Source organism: Nocardia mikamii NBRC 108933 (assembly GCF_001613505.1).
GTDB lineage: Bacteria > Actinomycetota > Actinomycetes > Mycobacteriales > Mycobacteriaceae > Nocardia > Nocardia mikamii.
Genome location: NZ_BDCM01000006.1, coordinates 238,899 through 255,890 on the forward strand (window position 1 = coordinate 238,899; position 16,992 = coordinate 255,890).

16 protein-coding genes are annotated in these 16,992 nt (G+C 70.7%); 6 read left to right on the plus strand and 10 right to left on the minus strand.

Annotation, left to right across the window (positions count from 1 at the left end; translation table 11 throughout):
• Positions 1-32: 32 nt before the first annotated feature.
• The 4 genes from NMI01S_RS07815 to NMI01S_RS07830 are packed head-to-tail and all read right to left on the minus strand — an operon-like array spanning position 33 to position 3,279.
• The gene (locus NMI01S_RS07815) at positions 33-788 is read right to left on the minus strand and encodes an ESX secretion-associated protein EspG (protein WP_062995305.1); all 756 of its coding nucleotides are present in this window, start codon (positions 786-788) and stop codon (positions 33-35) included.
• Between the two features lie 39 nt (positions 789-827).
• Entirely contained in the window at positions 828-2,192 is a 1,365-nt protein-coding gene (locus tag NMI01S_RS34740) for a PPE domain-containing protein (RefSeq protein ID WP_062995306.1), read from the minus strand.
• A complete protein-coding gene (locus NMI01S_RS07825) occupies positions 2,185-2,619 on the minus strand; it encodes a hypothetical protein (RefSeq protein WP_062995307.1) in 435 nt (144 codons plus the stop codon). The genes NMI01S_RS34740 and NMI01S_RS07825 overlap by 8 nt, the downstream gene beginning before the upstream one ends.
• Before the next feature lie 15 nt (positions 2,620-2,634).
• Positions 2,635-3,279, minus strand: coding sequence for an alpha/beta hydrolase (locus NMI01S_RS07830; protein ID WP_062995308.1), 645 nt, complete (start codon positions 3,277-3,279; stop codon positions 2,635-2,637).
• 204 nt (positions 3,280-3,483) lie between these two features.
• Here NMI01S_RS07830 and NMI01S_RS07835 point away from each other — a divergent pair, with 204 nt between their 5' ends.
• Positions 3,484-6,819: a bifunctional RecB family nuclease/DEAD/DEAH box helicase gene (locus NMI01S_RS07835; protein WP_245716758.1), complete on the plus strand. Its 3,336-nt coding sequence runs from the start codon at positions 3,484-3,486 to the stop codon at positions 6,817-6,819.
• Here NMI01S_RS07835 and NMI01S_RS07840 read toward each other — a convergent pair.
• Positions 6,816-7,994: an amino acid deaminase/aldolase gene (locus tag NMI01S_RS07840; protein WP_062995310.1), complete on the minus strand. Its 1,179-nt coding sequence runs from the start codon at positions 7,992-7,994 to the stop codon at positions 6,816-6,818. The genes NMI01S_RS07835 and NMI01S_RS07840 overlap by 4 nt on opposite strands.
• 53 nt (positions 7,995-8,047) lie before the next feature.
• Positions 8,048-8,524: a TetR family transcriptional regulator gene (locus NMI01S_RS07845; protein ID WP_245716759.1), complete on the minus strand. Its 477-nt coding sequence runs from the start codon at positions 8,522-8,524 to the stop codon at positions 8,048-8,050.
• Between the two features lie 373 nt (positions 8,525-8,897).
• Between NMI01S_RS07845 and NMI01S_RS07850 the strand changes: the two genes are divergently transcribed.
• On the plus strand, positions 8,898-9,689 hold the full coding sequence (locus NMI01S_RS07850) for a tyrosine-protein phosphatase (protein WP_062995312.1): 792 nt from the start codon (positions 8,898-8,900) through the stop codon (positions 9,687-9,689).
• Between the two features lie 24 nt (positions 9,690-9,713).
• Here NMI01S_RS07850 and NMI01S_RS07855 read toward each other — a convergent pair whose 3' ends face one another.
• Both NMI01S_RS07855 and NMI01S_RS07860 read right to left on the minus strand, forming a co-directional pair.
• Positions 9,714-10,970: a class I adenylate-forming enzyme family protein gene (locus NMI01S_RS07855; RefSeq protein ID WP_062995313.1), complete on the minus strand. Its 1,257-nt coding sequence runs from the start codon at positions 10,968-10,970 to the stop codon at positions 9,714-9,716.
• A gap of 94 nt (positions 10,971-11,064) precedes the next feature.
• Entirely contained in the window at positions 11,065-11,859 is a 795-nt protein-coding gene (locus NMI01S_RS07860; RefSeq protein WP_062995314.1) for an enoyl-CoA hydratase/isomerase family protein, read from the minus strand.
• Between the two features lie 65 nt (positions 11,860-11,924).
• Between NMI01S_RS07860 and NMI01S_RS07865 the strand changes: the two genes are divergently transcribed.
• Positions 11,925-12,962: a glutathione S-transferase family protein gene (locus NMI01S_RS07865; protein ID WP_062995315.1), complete on the plus strand. Its 1,038-nt coding sequence runs from the start codon at positions 11,925-11,927 to the stop codon at positions 12,960-12,962.
• A gap of 53 nt (positions 12,963-13,015) precedes the next feature.
• Here NMI01S_RS07865 and NMI01S_RS07870 read toward each other — a convergent pair whose 3' ends face one another.
• Together NMI01S_RS07870 and NMI01S_RS07875 are read right to left on the minus strand one after the other, a co-directional pair.
• A complete protein-coding gene (locus NMI01S_RS07870; protein WP_062995316.1) occupies positions 13,016-13,444 on the minus strand; it encodes a VOC family protein in 429 nt (142 codons plus the stop codon).
• The gene (locus NMI01S_RS07875; RefSeq protein WP_084512805.1) at positions 13,365-14,300 is read right to left on the minus strand and encodes a helix-turn-helix domain-containing protein; all 936 of its coding nucleotides are present in this window, start codon (positions 14,298-14,300) and stop codon (positions 13,365-13,367) included. Before NMI01S_RS07875 ends, NMI01S_RS07870 begins: the two co-directional genes overlap by 80 nt.
• A gap of 162 nt (positions 14,301-14,462) precedes the next feature.
• On the opposite strand from NMI01S_RS07875, the gene NMI01S_RS07880 reads away from it, so the two are divergent.
• The 3 genes from NMI01S_RS07880 to NMI01S_RS07890 are packed head-to-tail and all read left to right on the plus strand — an operon-like array spanning position 14,463 to position 16,926.
• Positions 14,463-15,209, plus strand: a complete 747-nt coding sequence (locus NMI01S_RS07880; RefSeq protein ID WP_062995317.1) for a hypothetical protein — start codon at positions 14,463-14,465, stop codon at positions 15,207-15,209.
• Entirely contained in the window at positions 15,206-16,135 is a 930-nt protein-coding gene (locus NMI01S_RS07885; RefSeq protein ID WP_062995318.1) for an ATP-binding cassette domain-containing protein, read from the plus strand. Before NMI01S_RS07880 ends, NMI01S_RS07885 begins: the two co-directional genes overlap by 4 nt.
• Positions 16,132-16,926, plus strand: a complete 795-nt coding sequence (locus NMI01S_RS07890; protein WP_245716760.1) for an ABC transporter permease — start codon at positions 16,132-16,134, stop codon at positions 16,924-16,926. Before NMI01S_RS07885 ends, NMI01S_RS07890 begins: the two co-directional genes overlap by 4 nt.
• Positions 16,927-16,992 lie beyond the last annotated feature (66 nt).

The following is a 16,992-nucleotide window of genomic DNA, read 5'->3' on the forward strand; positions in this document are numbered from 1 at the left end:
GCGCGATGCACGGCGAGGAAGGGCATGCGTTCTCACCATTCGTTGTCGTCGGCGACCACTCGTTCCGCGGCCGCGACCATCGGGCGCAATTGCGCGGCAAAGGTTTCCGCGGTGACCCCGACGATATCCACGTCCGCGCGGGTGCGGACCGCGTAGCGGCCGTCGCCGGCGACGTCGATCCAGCACAGCACGCCGAGCGGGCGCATGCTGTCGTCGGCGCGGCGCGCGGAGACCACGATCTGACCGATGCCGTCGCGAGGCTGTTTGAGCAACCGCCGCATCCGCGCGGTCGTGGACGGACCGGCGACCGGCACCGTCACCAGATCGCGACTGTCCTCGCGCACCCGGTCCAGTGGTGCCGTGCGGCGCGGTTCGGTCCCGGCCGGATACTCCGGCAGCAGCGAGACCACCCGCGCCGCGAGGGAGGCGGAATTCCCGACGAACAGCCGCACGTCACCGCCGCGATCGGCCGAGTCGCCGTGGCGCTGGGCCGCGACCACCGTGATGTGGCCGGCGGCCACGCCGAGCACCCGTACGGGCCGGACCTCCTCCGCGCCGCATTCGCCGAAGACCTCGACGCAGACGGTGGGCCGGGCGAGCAGCCGCAGCGCCGCCTCCAGATCGGGGTCCACGGCGCGGTCGCACCACTCGGTCAGATCCGGCAGCTGCGCGGCCCGCTCGGCGCTGTCGCGGGCGGACGACCGGACCGCGAGCGGATACGGGATCCGGTCACCGTCGATCCGCTGCCATGCCATCGCGAATTGATCGGGTGTCAGCGTCCATTTCACCGCCGCCGGCCCGCCTCGTCGTCCGCCGTCACCGCGCGGTCAGTCATCCTCGGACCATTCGCCCAGCACGGGCGGGGTGGTCGGGTCGAGGATTCCGACCAGTTCGCCACCCGGCTCGGCCGGTTCGAGGAAGGTCGGCTCGTCGTCGAATTCGGAGTAGTAGTCCTCGTCCTCGTCCTCGTCGCGGCGGATCGGCTTCGCCGCCACCGGAGTCGACGGGCCCTGCCGCACCGCATCGCCCGCGGCGAAAGCGCCCCCGGCCAGGCCGCCCACGATGCCCGCACCCATCCCGGACATCGAGTCGGCGCCGGGGTGGTCCTGGTCGTGGTCGTCGCGCTTGGTCGCATCGGAGTTCTGCGCGGTCGACGCCGGCGTGGTGGCCGCCCCGGCGGGACCCGCGACGGCGGCCGCGGGGACCACGCCGGGAACGCCGGCCGGTGCCGCTACCGCAGGGACGGAGTGCGCGGCGCTCGACGGTTTCGATGGTGTGACAACCGGATTCGCGGTCACGACCACCGGCGCCTCGGGAACCGCGGCGCCCGCAAGCGTGCTGTGCACCGGAGTGGAGGGCTCCACGAGCGCCGGTGCGGCCGCGGCGGGTGCGACGGCCGCGGGACGATCGGATACCTGCTGATCACCGCCGGGCCGATCACCGTCGGCCGGGTCGTCGGCGGGTGCGGCGGGCCGATTCGCCGGAGCCGCTTCCGGGCCCGGGGGGCCGTCCACCGTCGGCGTCACCTGTGCGCCCGTCGCTCGCCCGATCAGATCCGCACTCCCCCCGCCCGGCGCGGTCGCCTCGTTACCCGGTTGTACGACAGCGGGATTCGGATACATACCGCCGTCGGGAAACGCCGGCACACTGTCGCCGGTGCGCAGGAAGACACCGGCGTAGACCGAGTCCATCACCCGCACGGCGTCCTGGCGCACGTTCTCGGCGCTCTTCTGCACGGCGACATTGGCGGTGGCCTGTTTCGGATCCAGCAGTGCCGCTTCCAGATCCGGATGCGCGGTCACCTGCTGGGAGACCGAGGCGCGCAATGTCTCGGCTGCGTCGTTGGCCTGCGCGAGTCGTTGTCCGACAACCGCCATCACATCGGACAGCTGCTGGCCCAGTCGTTCGAAGGCGGTCACCGCGTCGGCGGCCAGCTGCGCGCCACCACCGCGCCAGCCGTCGGCGATGGCGCCGCGGATTTCGGTGTGCGCGGACTGGACCGCATCGGCCAGGGCGGCGGCCGAACTCTGCCAGGCCTGGCGGCCCGCGGTGATGATCTCGGGATTCAATTCCTGCACCCCACGCTGGATATCGCGATGGGTGAGGTGGTCGAACATTTCGACCGTCGGGGCGTAATCCGGATCGGTATTCCCCTGCGCCGGCGGTGTCCCGTTGCCGCTGACCCTATGCATGTCCCACCCCCACCGGCTGCGACGGCGCTACGACCACCGGAGGTGGTGCGGCCTTGCCGATCGCCGCGGCGGCATCGGCATCGTGCTGGGCGTACGCGGCCGCGGCCGCGCGCAGGGTCTGGGCCAATTGCCGTGCGGCATCGGCGTATTCGCGTAACCGATCGACCGCGTCGGCGGCCTTGCCCTCGAAGCCGCGGCGCAGCGCGTGTCCCGACTCGAAACCGCCGAAGCCCGGCAGGGACGCGGCGGCGCCGAGTGTCTTGATCTGCTGCTCGACCTGGTCGGCCAGCGACTCGTAGCGGCGCGCGCAGCGCTCGTGGGTGCCGTCGCCGACGAGTACCCCGTCGATCCACAGCTCTCCGTCGTCGACCGCCTGGGCCAGCGCACCGACATCGTTGCGCAGATCCCCGGCCTCTTGTGACTGCATCGCGGTCCCCCTTTCTCAACCCACTTCCGCGGCGCCGTGACGACGGTCCGCGACCTCGCGAATCCACTCCGCGATATCGGCGGTGACTGCCGCATGCACCGGCTCGTGCAGCAAATCGTGCCCGGCATCGGTGTACTCGTGCAACCCCACCGACGGGTGCCGGGCAGACCACGCACGCGCGGAGTCGATGGGTGCGCGGCGGTCGTCGACGCCGTGCAGCGCCAGAATCGGCAGTCCGGGCGGGAGGGCAGCGGACGATTCGACGGCCCGCTTCGGGGTGCCGGTCAGCACCATGCCCGCGCACCCGGACATCTCCGGTAGCGACATCGACGCGAGACAGGTCGCCGCGCCGAGCGAGTGGCCGGCCAGGAACAGCGGCGGATCGGGCCGCTCGGCGCGCAGCACCCGGACCAGTGCGGCGGCGTCACCCGCGAGTTCGGGCAGCGTTCCCGGCGCCTCCGGATCGCCTTCGCTCAGCCCCTGGCCGGCGGTGTCCAGACACCAGACTTCGATGCCGCGCGCGCCCAGGCCGCGCCCGAGCCGATGGTAATGCCCGCTGTGCTGGCCGGTTCCGGGCAGAAACGCCATCAGCGCCACCGGCCGCTCCACCGGCCACCGCCGGTAGTGCAGTCGGCCGCGGGCACCCTGGAAGTACGGCATCAGCCCATTGTCACGGGCGGGCCGTCCGAGAGCCGGCCCGGCCCGGCGAAGTGAGTCCGATATCCGACACGCCCCCCTCACGCCACGCCGTACGACCTCGAATGATTACGCTGTTGCGCGACTCGGCACGCGAGCGGGCGCCGGCCGCGTGCGGGTGTCCGGAACTCAGGAGGGCCGCGATTGATTCTGTTCGGTGATCGTGTCGTGTGCAGCACCGATGACCTGGTGAGGGCAGCGCGCTGCGAATTCGCGCTGTTGCGCGCGCTCGATACCGAACTGGGCCTTGTTCTTTCGCCGGATGCGACCGATTCGGTGCACTTTCCGCTCGGCTCGGACGCACTGCCGGACGAGGTCTTCGACGATGTGTACGCCGCCCTCGGTGCGAGCGTGATCACCATCGATCCGCCGGCCGCCGCCACCGCCTCGGAGTTGCGCGGCGCGCACGACCGCACCGTCGCCGCCCTCGGCACCGACGCGCCGGCGATATTCGGGGCGACATTCTTCGACGGAACCTTCGCGGCCGGATGCGCCGTTCTCGTCCGCCGCGACGACCCCACACCGGTGCGCGCGCGGCGGCCCGCGGCGCTGCCGGACATCGTCGCGTCCGACGAGGCGGGGGCAGCGGCCGTCGTCGGCGAGGTCCGCGAAGCGCCGCCGATCCCGAATTCCACCTTCGTCCTGTACGTCCGCTCGTCGTCGTCCGATGTCGCGGCGCTCATGGAGGCCGCCGCGTGTGCGCGCCTGGTGCGGGACAACGGGTTCGACGTCGATCCGTGGGTCCGGATCCGGGATGCCGCGGGTGCGGAGCGGATTCACGAACTCGGTCCGGCCGAGACCGTCTACGCGGCGCGGCGGAGTCGGCTCGCCGCGATCCTCACCGCCAAACAGGACGAACTGCTGCCCGTGCAGTGGGGAGACCGCCGCTACCTCGCCTGCGGGCGATGCGCGAGCTGCACCGCCGAACTGGTGGCCGGGCGCGATCTGCTGCTGGTGGCCGGCATGCGGCCGTCGGTGCGGGCGCAGCTGCGCGATGCCGGCATCACCACGGTCGATCGCCTCGCCGCCGCGGATTCGTCGGTGACCGGCGTTGCGGTGCAGACCTTTTCGACGCTGCGACGGCAGGCCGAACTGCAATTGCGCCGCGAGCGCACCGGACGCCCGGCCTACGCGGTCACGGATGCGGCCGCCTTCGGTGAGCTGGCTCCGCCCGATGCCGGCGACGTCTTCGTCGCGGTCGCAGGGTCGGCCGTCGGCGTCGGCGTCGCGGCGCGTAGCGCGGACGGCGGCGACGGGGTGTTCCTGTTCCACGCCTTCACCACGCACGACCCGGTAGCGCTGCTCGAATTTCTCGCCGATCGCCAGCAGCACCACCCCGACCTGCGGATCTACCACTTCTGTTCACCGATCCGGACACTGCTGGCCGACCTGTGCGCGCGCTGCGGGGCCGACGAGGAGACCGCCGACGATCTGCTCGGCGCGCTGCTGGATTTGTACCCGATCGTGCGTTCCGCACTACTGATCGGCGCCCGGACCTACGATCTGCCGGAAGTACTCGGCCTGCTCGACCCCGACTCGGAACCGATCCGCGCCGACCTCGAATCGTCCTGTGCGGCCACACTGCGCCTGCGCGAGCGACTCCGCGAACTCGCCGCCGAGCACGACATCCAGCCCTGCCCGGTGCCGCGCCGCACCCTCGCCGAACAACCGGCGGCGGTGGAGGCGGCGCTGCGCGAATTCGCCTTCGACTACGACGAAACCCGCAGCGCCGGACAGCAAGCCGCCGCCATGATGGCCGCGGTACTGGGCTACCACCGGCGCGAACGGCAGCCGCTGCACTGGGCACACGAGGACCGCCTGCACCGGCCGATCGGCGAATGGGCCGATACCCCCGGCGTTCTCGTCGCGGACTGGGCCAGCGTCGACACCAAATGGCAGCACACCGACGACCGGCCGATGCGGCGCTACCTGAAGCTCACCGGCCGGCTGGGCACCGGTCGCCCGCCGCCGCCGGGCACCGCGGTACGCACGCTCTACGACTCGCCGGTGCCCGATCTACCGGCCACCCCCGGCCGGCGCGCCACCGCGGCGGCGACGGTGCTCGGCTTCGCCCTCGACGACAACTTCGACGATGTGGTGCGGGTAGAGGAACTGCTGCCTCCGGGCTGTGCCCCCTACGACGAACTGCCCGTCGCCATCGTGCCCGATCCGCCGGGCCGCGACGACAATCTGGAACAGGCGCTGAACGCCGTGGCGCACGATCTGCTGGTCAGCCTGCCGGACGTCCCGCTGACGGCCGCCTTCGACCTGCTGTGCCGGCGACGGCCGCGGCTGCACGGATCGACCGCGCTACCACAGGTTTTCGGCGACTACGCGGCCGCGATCACCGCCGCGGTGCTCGATCTCGACTGCTCGTATCTCGCGGTGCAGGGGCCCTCCGGCACCGGCAAACTCGACACCACCGCGCGGGTGATCGAGCGGCTGGTCACCCGCTACAAATGGCGCGTCGGCGTGGTGGCGCAAACCCATTCGGCCGCCGAGGTGTTGCTCGACGCCGTGGTGCGCGTGGGCGTCCTGCCCGAACTGGTCGCCAAATCGGATGTGCACTCCGTGGCGCCGGAATGGCTGGGGATCGCCGCCGACCGCTATCCGCGCTTCCTCGACAACGCGGTGAACGGCTGTGTGATCGGCGGTCTCACAGCCGATTTCACCGATCCCGAGCAGATGGCGCCGCAGAGTCTGGATCTGCTGGTGATCGCCGACGCCGGGTATTTCCCGCTGGCCCAGGCGATCGCGGTGGGTGCCTCGGCGCGGAATCTGCTGCTGGTCGGCGATCCGGCGCCGTTACCGGGCACCGGCGTGCACCCGGAGCGCGTCCACGAATCGGCCTTGGGCCGCATCGTCGGCGACAACCCCACGGTGCCCACTGCTTTCGGCTATTTCCTGGAACGTACCTGGCGAATGCATCCGCAGGTGTGCGGGCCGGTGTCGTCGCTGCGCTACGGCCGCCGGCTGCGCTCCAACGAGACGGTCACCCTCGCCCGGGAACTCGACGGCGTCGCGCCGGGCGTGCGCGCGGTGCCGGTCGAACATCACGGCAACAGCACCGAATCCGCGGAGGAGGCCCGCGAGATCGTCCGCCAGGTCCGGTCCCTGCTGGGCCGCACCTGGCGCCAAGGCGTGCTCACCCGGCGGCTGCATCCGCACGACATCCTGGTGGTCACGCCCTATCACGCGCAGGTCGCGCGCATTCGAATGCTGTTGTCACGGGCCCGGATCGAGGATGTGGTGGTCGGCACCGCCGACCGCTTCCGCGGCCGGGAGGCGGCGGTCGTGCTGATCTCGATGACGACCTCGGCCCCCGCCGACGCGCCGCACGGAATGGACGACCTGCTCTCCCGGCACTGGCTGACCACCGCCGTCTCCCGCGCGATGTGGTCGGCGATCGTCGTGGCCTCGCCGCTGCTCACGGACTATCTGCCCGAGACGCCCGAGCAGCTGCCCGATCTGGCCGCCTACCTCGAACTGACCGGGCGCGGCTAGCCGAAGTTGCGGCCCTCACCCCGATACGTCGGCACCGTGGTGCGCCGGTCGTCGGCGTCGACGACGTGGATGGCATCGAAGCGTTCGCACAGCTCACCGGCTTTGGCGTGGCGCATCCACACCCGATCCCCGACGGCCAGGTCCGCGGCGCCCGTGAACGGCGTTTGCACCTCCCCCGCACCCTCGGTGCCGATCAATCGTAAACCCTTGGGCCACACCGGCTTCGGCACGCGCGACGCACCGGCCGGACCGGAGGCGATATAGCCGCCGGCGAAGACGGTCGCGATATCGGCGGCCGGCCGGCGCAGCACCGGCAGCGCGAAGTACAGCGCCGGGTGGGGTGTGAACGCGCGATATCCGTCGAACAGCGTCGGCACGTAGAGGCCGGATCCCGCCGTCACCTCGGTGACCTCGGGCGCTGCCACGCTCACCTCGATCGACCCGCTGCCGCCACTGTTGACGATCTCGAGTTCACCGGCCACCGCACGCACCGCGTCCAGCACTTGCGTGCGGCGCGTGCCGATTTCGGCCGCGGAGAGCCGCTTGACCAGCCGTACCGCGGGATTGGTGTCGGGCAGGCCGGCGATCTGAGCCTCGTAGGTCATCACACCCACGACCCGGAACCCGCGCTCGCGCGCGACCCGGGCCAGCCGCTCGGCCTGCTGGGGCGTCCGGATCGGCGATCGGCGCACCCCCAGATGCAGCGGGCCGACTCGCAACGAGGCATCGACATCCAGGCATACGCGCGGGCTGATTCCGGCGCCGCCGACCGCGGCGCGAATCAGATCCAGCTGCGCGACGTCGTCGACCATCAGCGTGATCGAGTCGAGCAGGGTGGTATCGGCGCCCAAGTCGGCCAGTGCGGCGCGATCGACGCTCGGATAGCCGAGCAGAATGTCGCGCGCCCCGTGGCCGGCCAGCCACAGCGCCTCACGCAACGAATAGGACATGATGCCGGCGAATCCGCCGCGGCCGGTGAGCTGCGGTCCGAGCACTTCCTCGAGGACCGCGCGGCAGCGCACCGATTTACTGGCCACCCGGATCGGCACACCGCGGGCCCGGCGCACGAGGTCGGCCGCGTTGGCGCGCAGCGCGCTCAGGTCCAGCGCGGCCAGGGGCGGATCGAGGTCCGCGGTGGCGGCGTGCAGGTCGGCGATGGGCGACGCATCTGTCACCGCACCAGCCAATCACGAAACTGGTCAAACGTCCAGGAGAAGCGGGCGCGTCGTTACCGATCGACCGCCTTGGTGATCAGGGTCGCGACCAGATCGTCCAGCACCACGAGGGTGGTCTCGTCGTCACCGTCGGCGAGCCAGCGCAGCACCGCGCCCTGGATCACGGCCAGCACATACGCCGAGATGGCCGCCACCGGCTCGATCCACTGGGTGTTGGATCGCTCGGCACAGGCGTCCAGCGCCGCACCGACCTCGGCGTCCAGATCGTGCAGCCACTCTGCGGCCGAGAGCCCGGAACAGTCGGTCTCCCCCTCCCAGCGGCGACGTAAGGCGCTGATCGTGAGATCGAGCGTGTGCACCTGCCGTTGCGGCGTGGCCCGGATGGCCGACCACATCGCGCTCACCCCGGCGTGCAGCACCACCCGTAACGCGCGCGTGCCCGTGCAATCGCAAGCGGCCGACGCGGCGTCGATGGCCTCCTGCACGATCGGCCGCGGCCGAACCTGAATCATCTCTCCACTAGCGCTCAACGACGACTCCCTCGGCGAAAGAACTCGCGCACCTCGCCTGCGCGGCTCGCTCAACGGGCATCCGATCCGCGGTGATCTCTTCCGAGCTCTACCTCGGGCGACCCGTTCAACATCCGTCAATGTTAGAGGGTTTTCGGGGATCGTGACCAGGTTCGATAGGCCATTCCGTACTGAAAGATTGTTTTGTTACCTCCCCGACACACCCCGCGCGGTGGTCCGGCGGCGGATCCGCCACGGTCAGCGCGGGCGGCGCCCAGGCGCAAACGCCCAGAACTCTACGGCCTCCGGGCCGGAATCGTTATATCGATGTGGGCGAGCACACAGGTGATCCAACGCCACCCCACCGCCGCGAACCCGCCGATAACCTGGAGTCGTGACAACGGTGCGCCCCGATCATCTCCACATTCCCGGCACCTTCAACTACCGCGACGTCGGCGGCCTGCGCACGGCGAGCGGGACCAAGATCCGCAACGGAGTTCTGCTCCGGTCGGCCCAGCTGTGCCGGTTGGACGAACGCGGACACGACATCCTGCGCCGGCTCGGCGTCGCCACCGTGCACGATCTGCGCGGGCCCGGCGAGGCCGACCGAATGGGCGGCGACATCCTTCCCGCCGGCGTGCGCCTGGAGGTGACACCGTTCCACTCCGGCATCGGCGCCGCCCGGGCCCCGCACGAGGCCCCACCGGAACCGGCGCTGCCGCCGCACGAGGCCGCGGCGCGAGACGATGCCTCGACGACCAGCCGCCATCTCGATCTGCTCGAGGTCTACGCCGAATTCCCCTCGATGCCGGAGGCGGGCGCCGCGATCACCGCCATGGCGCGGTCGCTGGCCCGCGGCGACGGCGCGGTCCTGGTGCACTGCGCGGCCGGTAAGGATCGCACCGGCTGGGCGGTCGCCACCCTGCTGCGCGCGGTCGGCGTCACCGAGGACGATGTGCTGGCCGACTACCTGCTCAGCAACGAGGCGGTCGAATCGCTGGCCGCCGATGTCGCGCGCAATTCCGGCGAGCCGCTGCCGCCCGCGTTGCTGGGGGTGAGCGTCGAATATCTCGCCGCCGGCACCGAGGCCATGCACCGCCGCTACGGCACCATCGACGGCTATCTCGAGTCCATCGGCATCACGCCGCAGCTGCGGGCCGCCCTGCACACCCGCATGCTGGAGTGAGCCGGCACCGGCGCACCGCATCGGCTATCCGGTGCGGTGGACCAGACCGTCGGTATCGATGCTGACCTGATTTCCGGTGTGGAACCAGCTGCCGGTGAACCGCGATTCGGTGGTCTGCGGGTCGTTCCAGTAGCGCGGGGTGATATTCGGGCCGCGACAGAGCAACTCCCCGCTTCCCACCCCGGCCCGCGGCCCCCACAGCGCCAATTCCGTACCGCCGAACGGGAATCCGAGGACGTCGCTGCCGGGGGTCGCGCCGCTGCCCACCAGAGCCAATCCGATACCGCTGGTTTCGGTCGCACCCCAGACCGACCACTGCCGGGCCAGCGGGAACACCTCGCGCAACGCCTCGGCGACGATTTCCGCGGTGCCGGCGTCGGTCGCGGCCAGTTCGGCGCGATGTCCCGCACTGCACACCTGGCGCACGCCCTCCGCCCGCAATCCGGCGAGTTCCGGAAGCAGGCCCGCGAAGATGCGGGGCGTCGCGGCCACCATATCGATGCGTTCGGCGACGATCGTCTCGGCGATCATGGCGGGGTCCGGGGCGAGGACGACCGTGCCGCCCACGGCGAAGGTCGGCAGCAGTTGATCGACGCAGCCGCTCGCGTGGGCCAGCGGCATCAGGACCAGATTGCGCAATCCCTCGGTCGGCAGATCGAAGGCCCCCACCACCGAACGCACCGCCGACAGCAGATTCTCGTTGGTCAACTCGACACCGCGCGGACCGCCCGGCGCCTCCGGAAAACCTTGGCCCGCAGCGCCGCTGGTGTAGCACAGCAGGGCGAGCTCGCTCAGCGAGGCGCCGTCGTCGATGAAGGCCGCACCGTCGGGGAAGTCGGCGTAACCGGCTTCGGCGCCGCCGCCGTCGAGGACGAAATCCGCGCAGCTGTCCGCGATCACCTGGGCGGCGACGGCATCGGTCAGTCCGTCGTGCACCAGCACCGGCACCGCACCGGACAGCAGGGCGCCGAGGAACGCCTGCACCCAGCGCGCACCCACCGGCATCCGCACGGCAACCCGGTCGCCGTAGCCGATTCCGTGTTCCTGCAGCCCCCCGGCAATCCGGGACGCGGCATGCCACAGCTGCCGGTAGGTCAGCCGCGGCCCGCCGATTTCGACGACCGCCTCCCGGGCCGAGAACGCGTGTACCTGCACATCGAGGAGTTCGGTGAGGGCCGGATTCAGATTTCCGTACCGCAGCACGCCGTCGGCTCCGCGAGCAAGAGGGTTGCCGCACCACGGATTTCGCGTCTGCGGATATTCGATCAGAAGCTGCGTCATCAAGTCCCTCCGGATGCCTCGATCAACAGGCACCTGTGACTATATGACGCAGATCACAACCGCGGGGCGTTAGGCGACAAAGATGTCCGAGCGATCACCGCCCGGTGTAACTCGCCTTCCCCGGGCCCACCTCGAGGAAGCTGCGCACCGCGCCCCGCAAATCCTCGGTATCGAACAGTTCGCCGGAGACCTTGGGCGTCACCGAATCGGCATGTTCGACGCCGCCGGACCGCCACGCCTCGATGATCTGCTTGGTGGCCGCGTGTGCCCGAGTCGGGCCGTCGGCGAGGCGGGCGGCCAGCGCCCGGGCCGCGGCGTCGACATCCTCGTGCACCGCGTTGACCACACCCCAGTCGGCGAGGGTGGACGCGTCGTACAGGTCGCCGGTCATGACCAGTTCCCGGGCCCGGCCGGAACCGGCGCGCTCGGCCAGCCGCTGCGGGCCGCCCATCGACGGCGTCAGGCCCACGACCGTCTCCACCAGACCGAACTTGGCCTTCGGCGCGGCCAGCAGGATGTCGCAGGCCAGCGAGATCTCGAAGGCGGCGGTCAGAGTGAGTCCGTGGGCGGCGAAAACCACCGGGCAGGGCAGCGCCTCGACCGGGTGGATGATGCCCTGGAACAGGCGCTGCCACAGGTCAGCGCCCTGATCCACGCTCAATCCGTCGAATTCGTGAACGTCGACGCCGCCGGAGACCACCTTGCCCTCGGCGCGGATCAGCAGCGCGCGCGGCGGGTTCGCGGTCAGCTCGGCGAGATCGGCGGCGAGCGATCCCAGCAGCGCCGAATCGAACAGGTTCAACGGCGGATGGTCGATGGTGATGATCGCGAGCTGGGCGCCGGCCTCGGTCTCGGTCCGTTCCAACCGGGTGGGTTTCGAATCGCTCATCGGCCGAATCTATCCAGAACGGAACGTAACCGGTACCCCGGCCGCCGGTCTGCCAGACTGGTGCCGTGGATACCTCGCCGACCGAGAACGCCGGTTCGAACACCGCGACCTACGTCGAACCCGGCGAATTCAAGCGCGACACGAACTACATCACCACCCGGATCACCGCCGACGGCCGCGACGGCTATCCCGTCGAACCGCATCGCTATCGGCTGATCGCGGCGCGGGCCTGCCCGTGGGCCAACCGCACCCTGATCGTGCGGCGGCTGCTCGGTCTGGAACAGGTGATCTCGCTGGGATTGTGCGGGCCGACCCACGACAAACGCAGCTGGACCTTCGACCTCGATCCGGGCGAGGTGGACCCGGTGCTGGGCATCCACTTCCTGCGCGATGCCTACCTCGCGCGCGATCCGGAGTATCCGCGCGGCATCACGGTCCCAGCGGTGGTGGACGTGCCGACCGGACAGGTGGCCACCAACGACTATCCGCAGATCACGCTCGACTTCTCCACCGAGTGGACGCAGTTCCACCGGCCGGGCGCGCCGCAGCTGTATCCCGAACCGCTGCGTGCCGAGATCGACCAGGTGAACCGGCGCGTCTACACCGAGGTCAACAACGGCGTCTACCGCTGCGGCTTCGCCGGCAGCCAGGACGCCTACGACGCCGCCTACGACCGGCTGTTCACCGCGCTGGACTGGCTGTCGGAACGGTTGAGCGACCAGCGCTATCTGGTCGGCGACACCATCACCGAGGCCGACGTGCGGCTGTTCACCACCCTGGTGCGGTTCGACCCGGTGTATCACGGCCATTTCAAGTGCAATCGGAACAAGCTGACCGAACAGCCGGTGCTGTGGGCGTACGCCCGCGACCTGTTCCAGACCCCCGGCTTCGGCGATACCATCGATTTCGCGCAGATCAAGCGGCATTACTACGTCGTGCACAGCGATATCAATCCGACCGGGATCGTGCCGAAGGGGCCGGAACTGTCGGGCTGGCTCACGCCGCACGGGCGAGAAGCGCTGGGCGGCAAGCCCTTCGGCGACGGCACCCCACCTCCGCCGCCGCTGCCCGCGGAACGCGTTCCGGCCGCCGGCCAGGTCTGAGTCTCACCGGTGCGGAGGCGGCCGGTCCGCCTCCGCACCGGATCGTCGTTTCGTCACGCGGTGGTTCCGGCGTAGGTGCCGAAGCTCCAGAACACGCCCTCGGGATCGCGGCAGGTGAACCCGCGCGAGCCGTAATCCTCGTCGCGGAGTCCGCGCACGATGGTCGCACCGGCGGAGCGGGCGCGTTCGAAGAGGCCGTCGGGATCGTCGACGACGATGTACACCGAGCCGGTCCCCGGCGGCTGCTCGCAGAGCGCGGAATCGTCGCGCTGCGAACCGAGCATGATCCCGCCGCCCCCGGGCCAGCCAAGTTCGGCGTGCTGGACCACATCGCCGGTGACGTAGCGGGCGACTTCGACGAAGCCGAAGGCGCGCTGCAGGAAATCGATCGCCGCCGGGGCGTCACGGTAGATGAAGGTCGGCCACAGCGGGGCCGTCTTCGTCGCGGTTTCGGTCGTCGCGGTATGGGTTGTTTCGGTCATGCTCCCAGCCTTTCTCGCTCGGCACCCCGTCGTCTTGGACGAATGGGAACACCTCGCGGGCACGCCACACCGAGGGCGGGCAACCGGCCGATTCGCGCCATTCGCGGGCCATATGAGCCTGGTCGTAGTAGCCGGTCGCGGCGGCCACCTCGGCGATGCTCACCTCGGGGCGGCGCAACAGGCGGTGCGAGACCTCGAAACGGGTCAGCCGCGCGGCCTCCTTCGGCGTGATGCCGAACTCACCGGTGAATCGCGCGGCCAGATGTCTTCTGCTCCAGCCGATGTCGTGCGCCACCCGGGCGACCGCGGGGGCGCCCGCGGGGTCGGTCAGCAGCCGCCAGGCCCGGCGGAGATTGGCGTCCATATCGAGCCGGCGCGGATCGAGGGCGGCGACCCGCGCGCAGAAGACCTCGTCCAGCACCGCGAACCGGGCCCGCCAGTCGGAGGTCGCGGCGATCCGCTCACGCACCCGCTCGGCGTCGGATCCCAGCAGGTCCGACAGGTCGACGATCCACTCCCCCAGCTCACCGGCGGGAATTCCGAACAGCGCCCGCGCACCCAGCGGTGTCACCGCCAATTGGATGCCGTGCTGATACCCGTTGTGCGCGATGAGGGTCGGTCGCAGTGTCAGTCCGCCGGCCAGCGCGTCCCAGCGGCCGCCTGCCTGATCGGGATGGGAGGACACCGGCACGTCGATCGGTTCGCCGATGGTGAGGATCACGGTGATCGTGGTACTCGGCATACCGACGTGCACGCCCGGGTCGAAGCCGTGCAGCAGATATCCGTCGTAGCGGCCGAGGTAGGGCCGCAACGACGGGGCCGGCAACCGGCGCGCTCCCGCGGAGACACCACTCACCTCCTCCACGGTAGGCGTCGTGCGGGCTCGGCGGAACCGGACCCGGGCGCGATTCGTTGCATGGTCGACGGCCGTATCGGCCACCCTCGCCGACTTCGTCCGCGGCCGTCGGACCGGCACCACTAGAGTTTGTGCCGACCGGACGAGAGGGGTGCGTTACCGATGTTCGACAGCGGCGTGGAAAAGGCCGTGCGGTCACTGCTGGACAACGGGGCACAAGTGCAGGCTCCCGCGGTCGCGAAGTACGTCGACCGGTTCCGCCGATCCCATCCGGACGAGAGTCCGGCCCAGATCCTCGACCGGCTGGAGAAGATCTATCTCACGACCGTGACCGGCAGCGGCACCGCGGTCGGCGCCACCGCCGCCGTACCGGGTGTGGGCACCCTGACCTCGCTCGCGGCGATGAGCGCGGAAACCACCTTCTTCCTCGAGGCCTCGGCCGTCTTCACCCTCGCCGTCGCCGCCGTGCACGGCATCGCCCCCGAGGACAAGGAGCGCCGGCGCGCGCTGGTCCTGGCGGTGGTGCTCGGCGAGAGCGGTATGGAGATCGTGCAGCAGAGCGTGGGCCGTTCGGCCAAGAACTGGGGCACGCTGCTGGCGGAGCGGGTACCGGGCATCAAGGGCATGAACGAATCACTGATGAAGCGTTTCGTCGTCCAGTTCATCACCAAACGCAGCATGCTCATGTTCGGCAAGGTGCTGCCGGCCGGAATCGGCGCGGCCATCGGCGGATTCGGTAACCGTGCGCTGGGGAAGAATGTGATCGCCAACGCGCACAAGGCATTCGGGCCCGCGCCGATGCGCTGGTCCGGCGGTACCGCGCATGGCACCGTGATCGACGCGGATCCGCTTCCGGCGCTGGGTGATCCGGACGGCACCGCCTCCGGTTCGACGGCCGAGCAGCGATGAGCGCGGCCCGCTCGCTCGCCGTCTCGATCAGCGGACTGCACAAGCAGTTCGAGGGTCTCGTGGCCCTGCGCGACGTCTCGTTCACCGTTCCGGCCGGCACCACCGCGGCCCTGGTCGGCCCGCCCGGCTCCGGAAAGTCCACGCTCGTCGACATTCTGCTCGGACTGCTGCGCGCGGATTCCGGTATCGCCGAGGCCCCGGGCGGCGGCGGGATCGGCGCGGTGCTGCAGCCGCGCGGTCTGCATCCGGCCCGGGCCGTGCGCGCCCAGTTGCGGGTATACGCGGCGGCGGCCGGCGTGGACGACGATCGGGTGGACGCGATGCTCGCGATGCTGCGCCTCGGCGAGGCGGCCACGACGCGGATACGGGATATCCCCGAGGGCCTGCGCACGCGGCTCGCCGTGGCGCAGGCACTGCTCGCGCAGCCCCGCCTGCTGGTGCTCGACGACCCGTTCGACGGTCTCGAATCAGCCGAGCGGGCATGGCTTTTCGATTATCTGCGGACTCATGCCCGCCGTGGCGGGACCACCCTGTTCACCTCGCAGAGCCTGGCCGCGGCCGTGCCGGTATGCGATCAGGTGATCGTGCTCTCGGCCGGGTCGGTGGCCTATCAGGGCAGTCCGCGGCGGCTGCGGCGCAACCACCCGGATCGGCTGGTGGTCGCGGCGTCGAGTCCGATCGCGCTGGCCACGACGCTGGCGGCGCGGGGTTTCACCGACGCGGTCATGCGCAGCGACGGCAGGCTCGCCGTCGCCGACGCGTCGCGCGCCGAGATCGAGGCCGCCGCGGCGCTGGCGCGGGTTCACCTGGGCGAGGTGGTGGCCGAACCCGTCCATCCGGATCGGGTACTGGCCATCCTCACCAAATCGTCCGCGCCTCCGGCCTATCCCGCCCCCGCCCCTGCGACCATGTACGGAACCCGATGATGCTGCCGACCCTGCCCACCGTTCCCGCCGAGGTGAGCCGGGCGGCGACCGCCGAACTCCGCAAGATCACCGCGGTGCGCTCGGGATGGCTGCTGCCCCCGGTGCTCGCGGCCGTCGCCTTCGTCGTCGCCTCGGCGTCCGCGGTGCGCGGCTCGGGTCCGCAACCGCACGAGGCTTTGGCGACGGGAACGGCGACCGTCGGGTTGTATCTGGCGATCGCGGTGGCGGTGGGTGCGGCGGCGATCGGCGGCGCGGTCACCGCGGGCGACGAGTACCGCTACCGCAGCATGGGACTCACCGCACTGTTCACACCCGACCGGAATGTGCTCTTCGGCGCGAAAGCCGGTGTGGCCGCGGTCTATTCGCTGGTGCTCGCGGCGTGCGCGGAGGTCGGCGCGGCGGTGGGCCTGCTGGCGTTCGGGCGGCACACCGTCGAATTCGGCTGGCGACTGGCCGGGGTGTTCGGCGGTGGCCTGCTCGCGGCGGTGTGCTGGGGCGTGATCGGCGTGAGCCTGGGATTGCTGGTGCGATCGCCGAATCTGGCCGTGATCGCGATGGCGGGATGGCTGTTCCTCCTGGAACCGCTGATCTGGCTGGTCGCCAAGGGTGCGGGCATCGCGGGCGTCGTGGTGCTGCTGCCGGGTTCGGCCACCATCGGCTCGGTCGCGGTCGGTTCCTTCGCGGAGAGTCCCTTCCTGCCGCCCAATGCGGCCTCCGCCGTGGCGCTGGTGATCTGGGCCGTGGCCGCCGGCGCGGCCGGTTGGTGGTATCTGCGCACGCGCGACATCTGATCGCGGCTGCACCCGCACGGGGTGCGGGAGCAGCCGGGTGTCGGGGCCCGTCGGTACCGTCGAATC

Excerpts from the sequence above, each read along its gene's own strand:
- NMI01S_RS34740 (WP_062995306.1), bottom strand. The coding sequence starts at position 2,192 with ATGCATAGGGTCAGCGGCAACGGGACACCGCCGGCGCAGGGGAATACC.
- NMI01S_RS07870 (WP_062995316.1), bottom strand. The coding sequence starts at position 13,444 with ATGACCGAAACAACCCATACCGCGACGACCGAAACCGCGACGAAGACG.
- NMI01S_RS07890 (WP_245716760.1), top strand. The coding sequence starts at position 16,132 with ATGATGCTGCCGACCCTGCCCACCGTTCCCGCCGAGGTGAGCCGGGCG.
- NMI01S_RS07860 (WP_062995314.1), bottom strand. The coding sequence starts at position 11,859 with ATGAGCGATTCGAAACCCACCCGGTTGGAACGGACCGAGACCGAGGCC.
- NMI01S_RS07855 (WP_062995313.1), bottom strand. The coding sequence starts at position 10,970 with ATGACGCAGCTTCTGATCGAATATCCGCAGACGCGAAATCCGTGGTGC.
- NMI01S_RS07885 (WP_062995318.1), top strand. The coding sequence starts at position 15,206 with ATGAGCGCGGCCCGCTCGCTCGCCGTCTCGATCAGCGGACTGCACAAG.
- NMI01S_RS07880 (WP_062995317.1), top strand. The coding sequence starts at position 14,463 with ATGTTCGACAGCGGCGTGGAAAAGGCCGTGCGGTCACTGCTGGACAAC.
- NMI01S_RS07830 (WP_062995308.1), bottom strand. The coding sequence starts at position 3,279 with ATGCCGTACTTCCAGGGTGCCCGCGGCCGACTGCACTACCGGCGGTGG.
- NMI01S_RS07825 (WP_062995307.1), bottom strand. The coding sequence starts at position 2,619 with ATGCAGTCACAAGAGGCCGGGGATCTGCGCAACGATGTCGGTGCGCTG.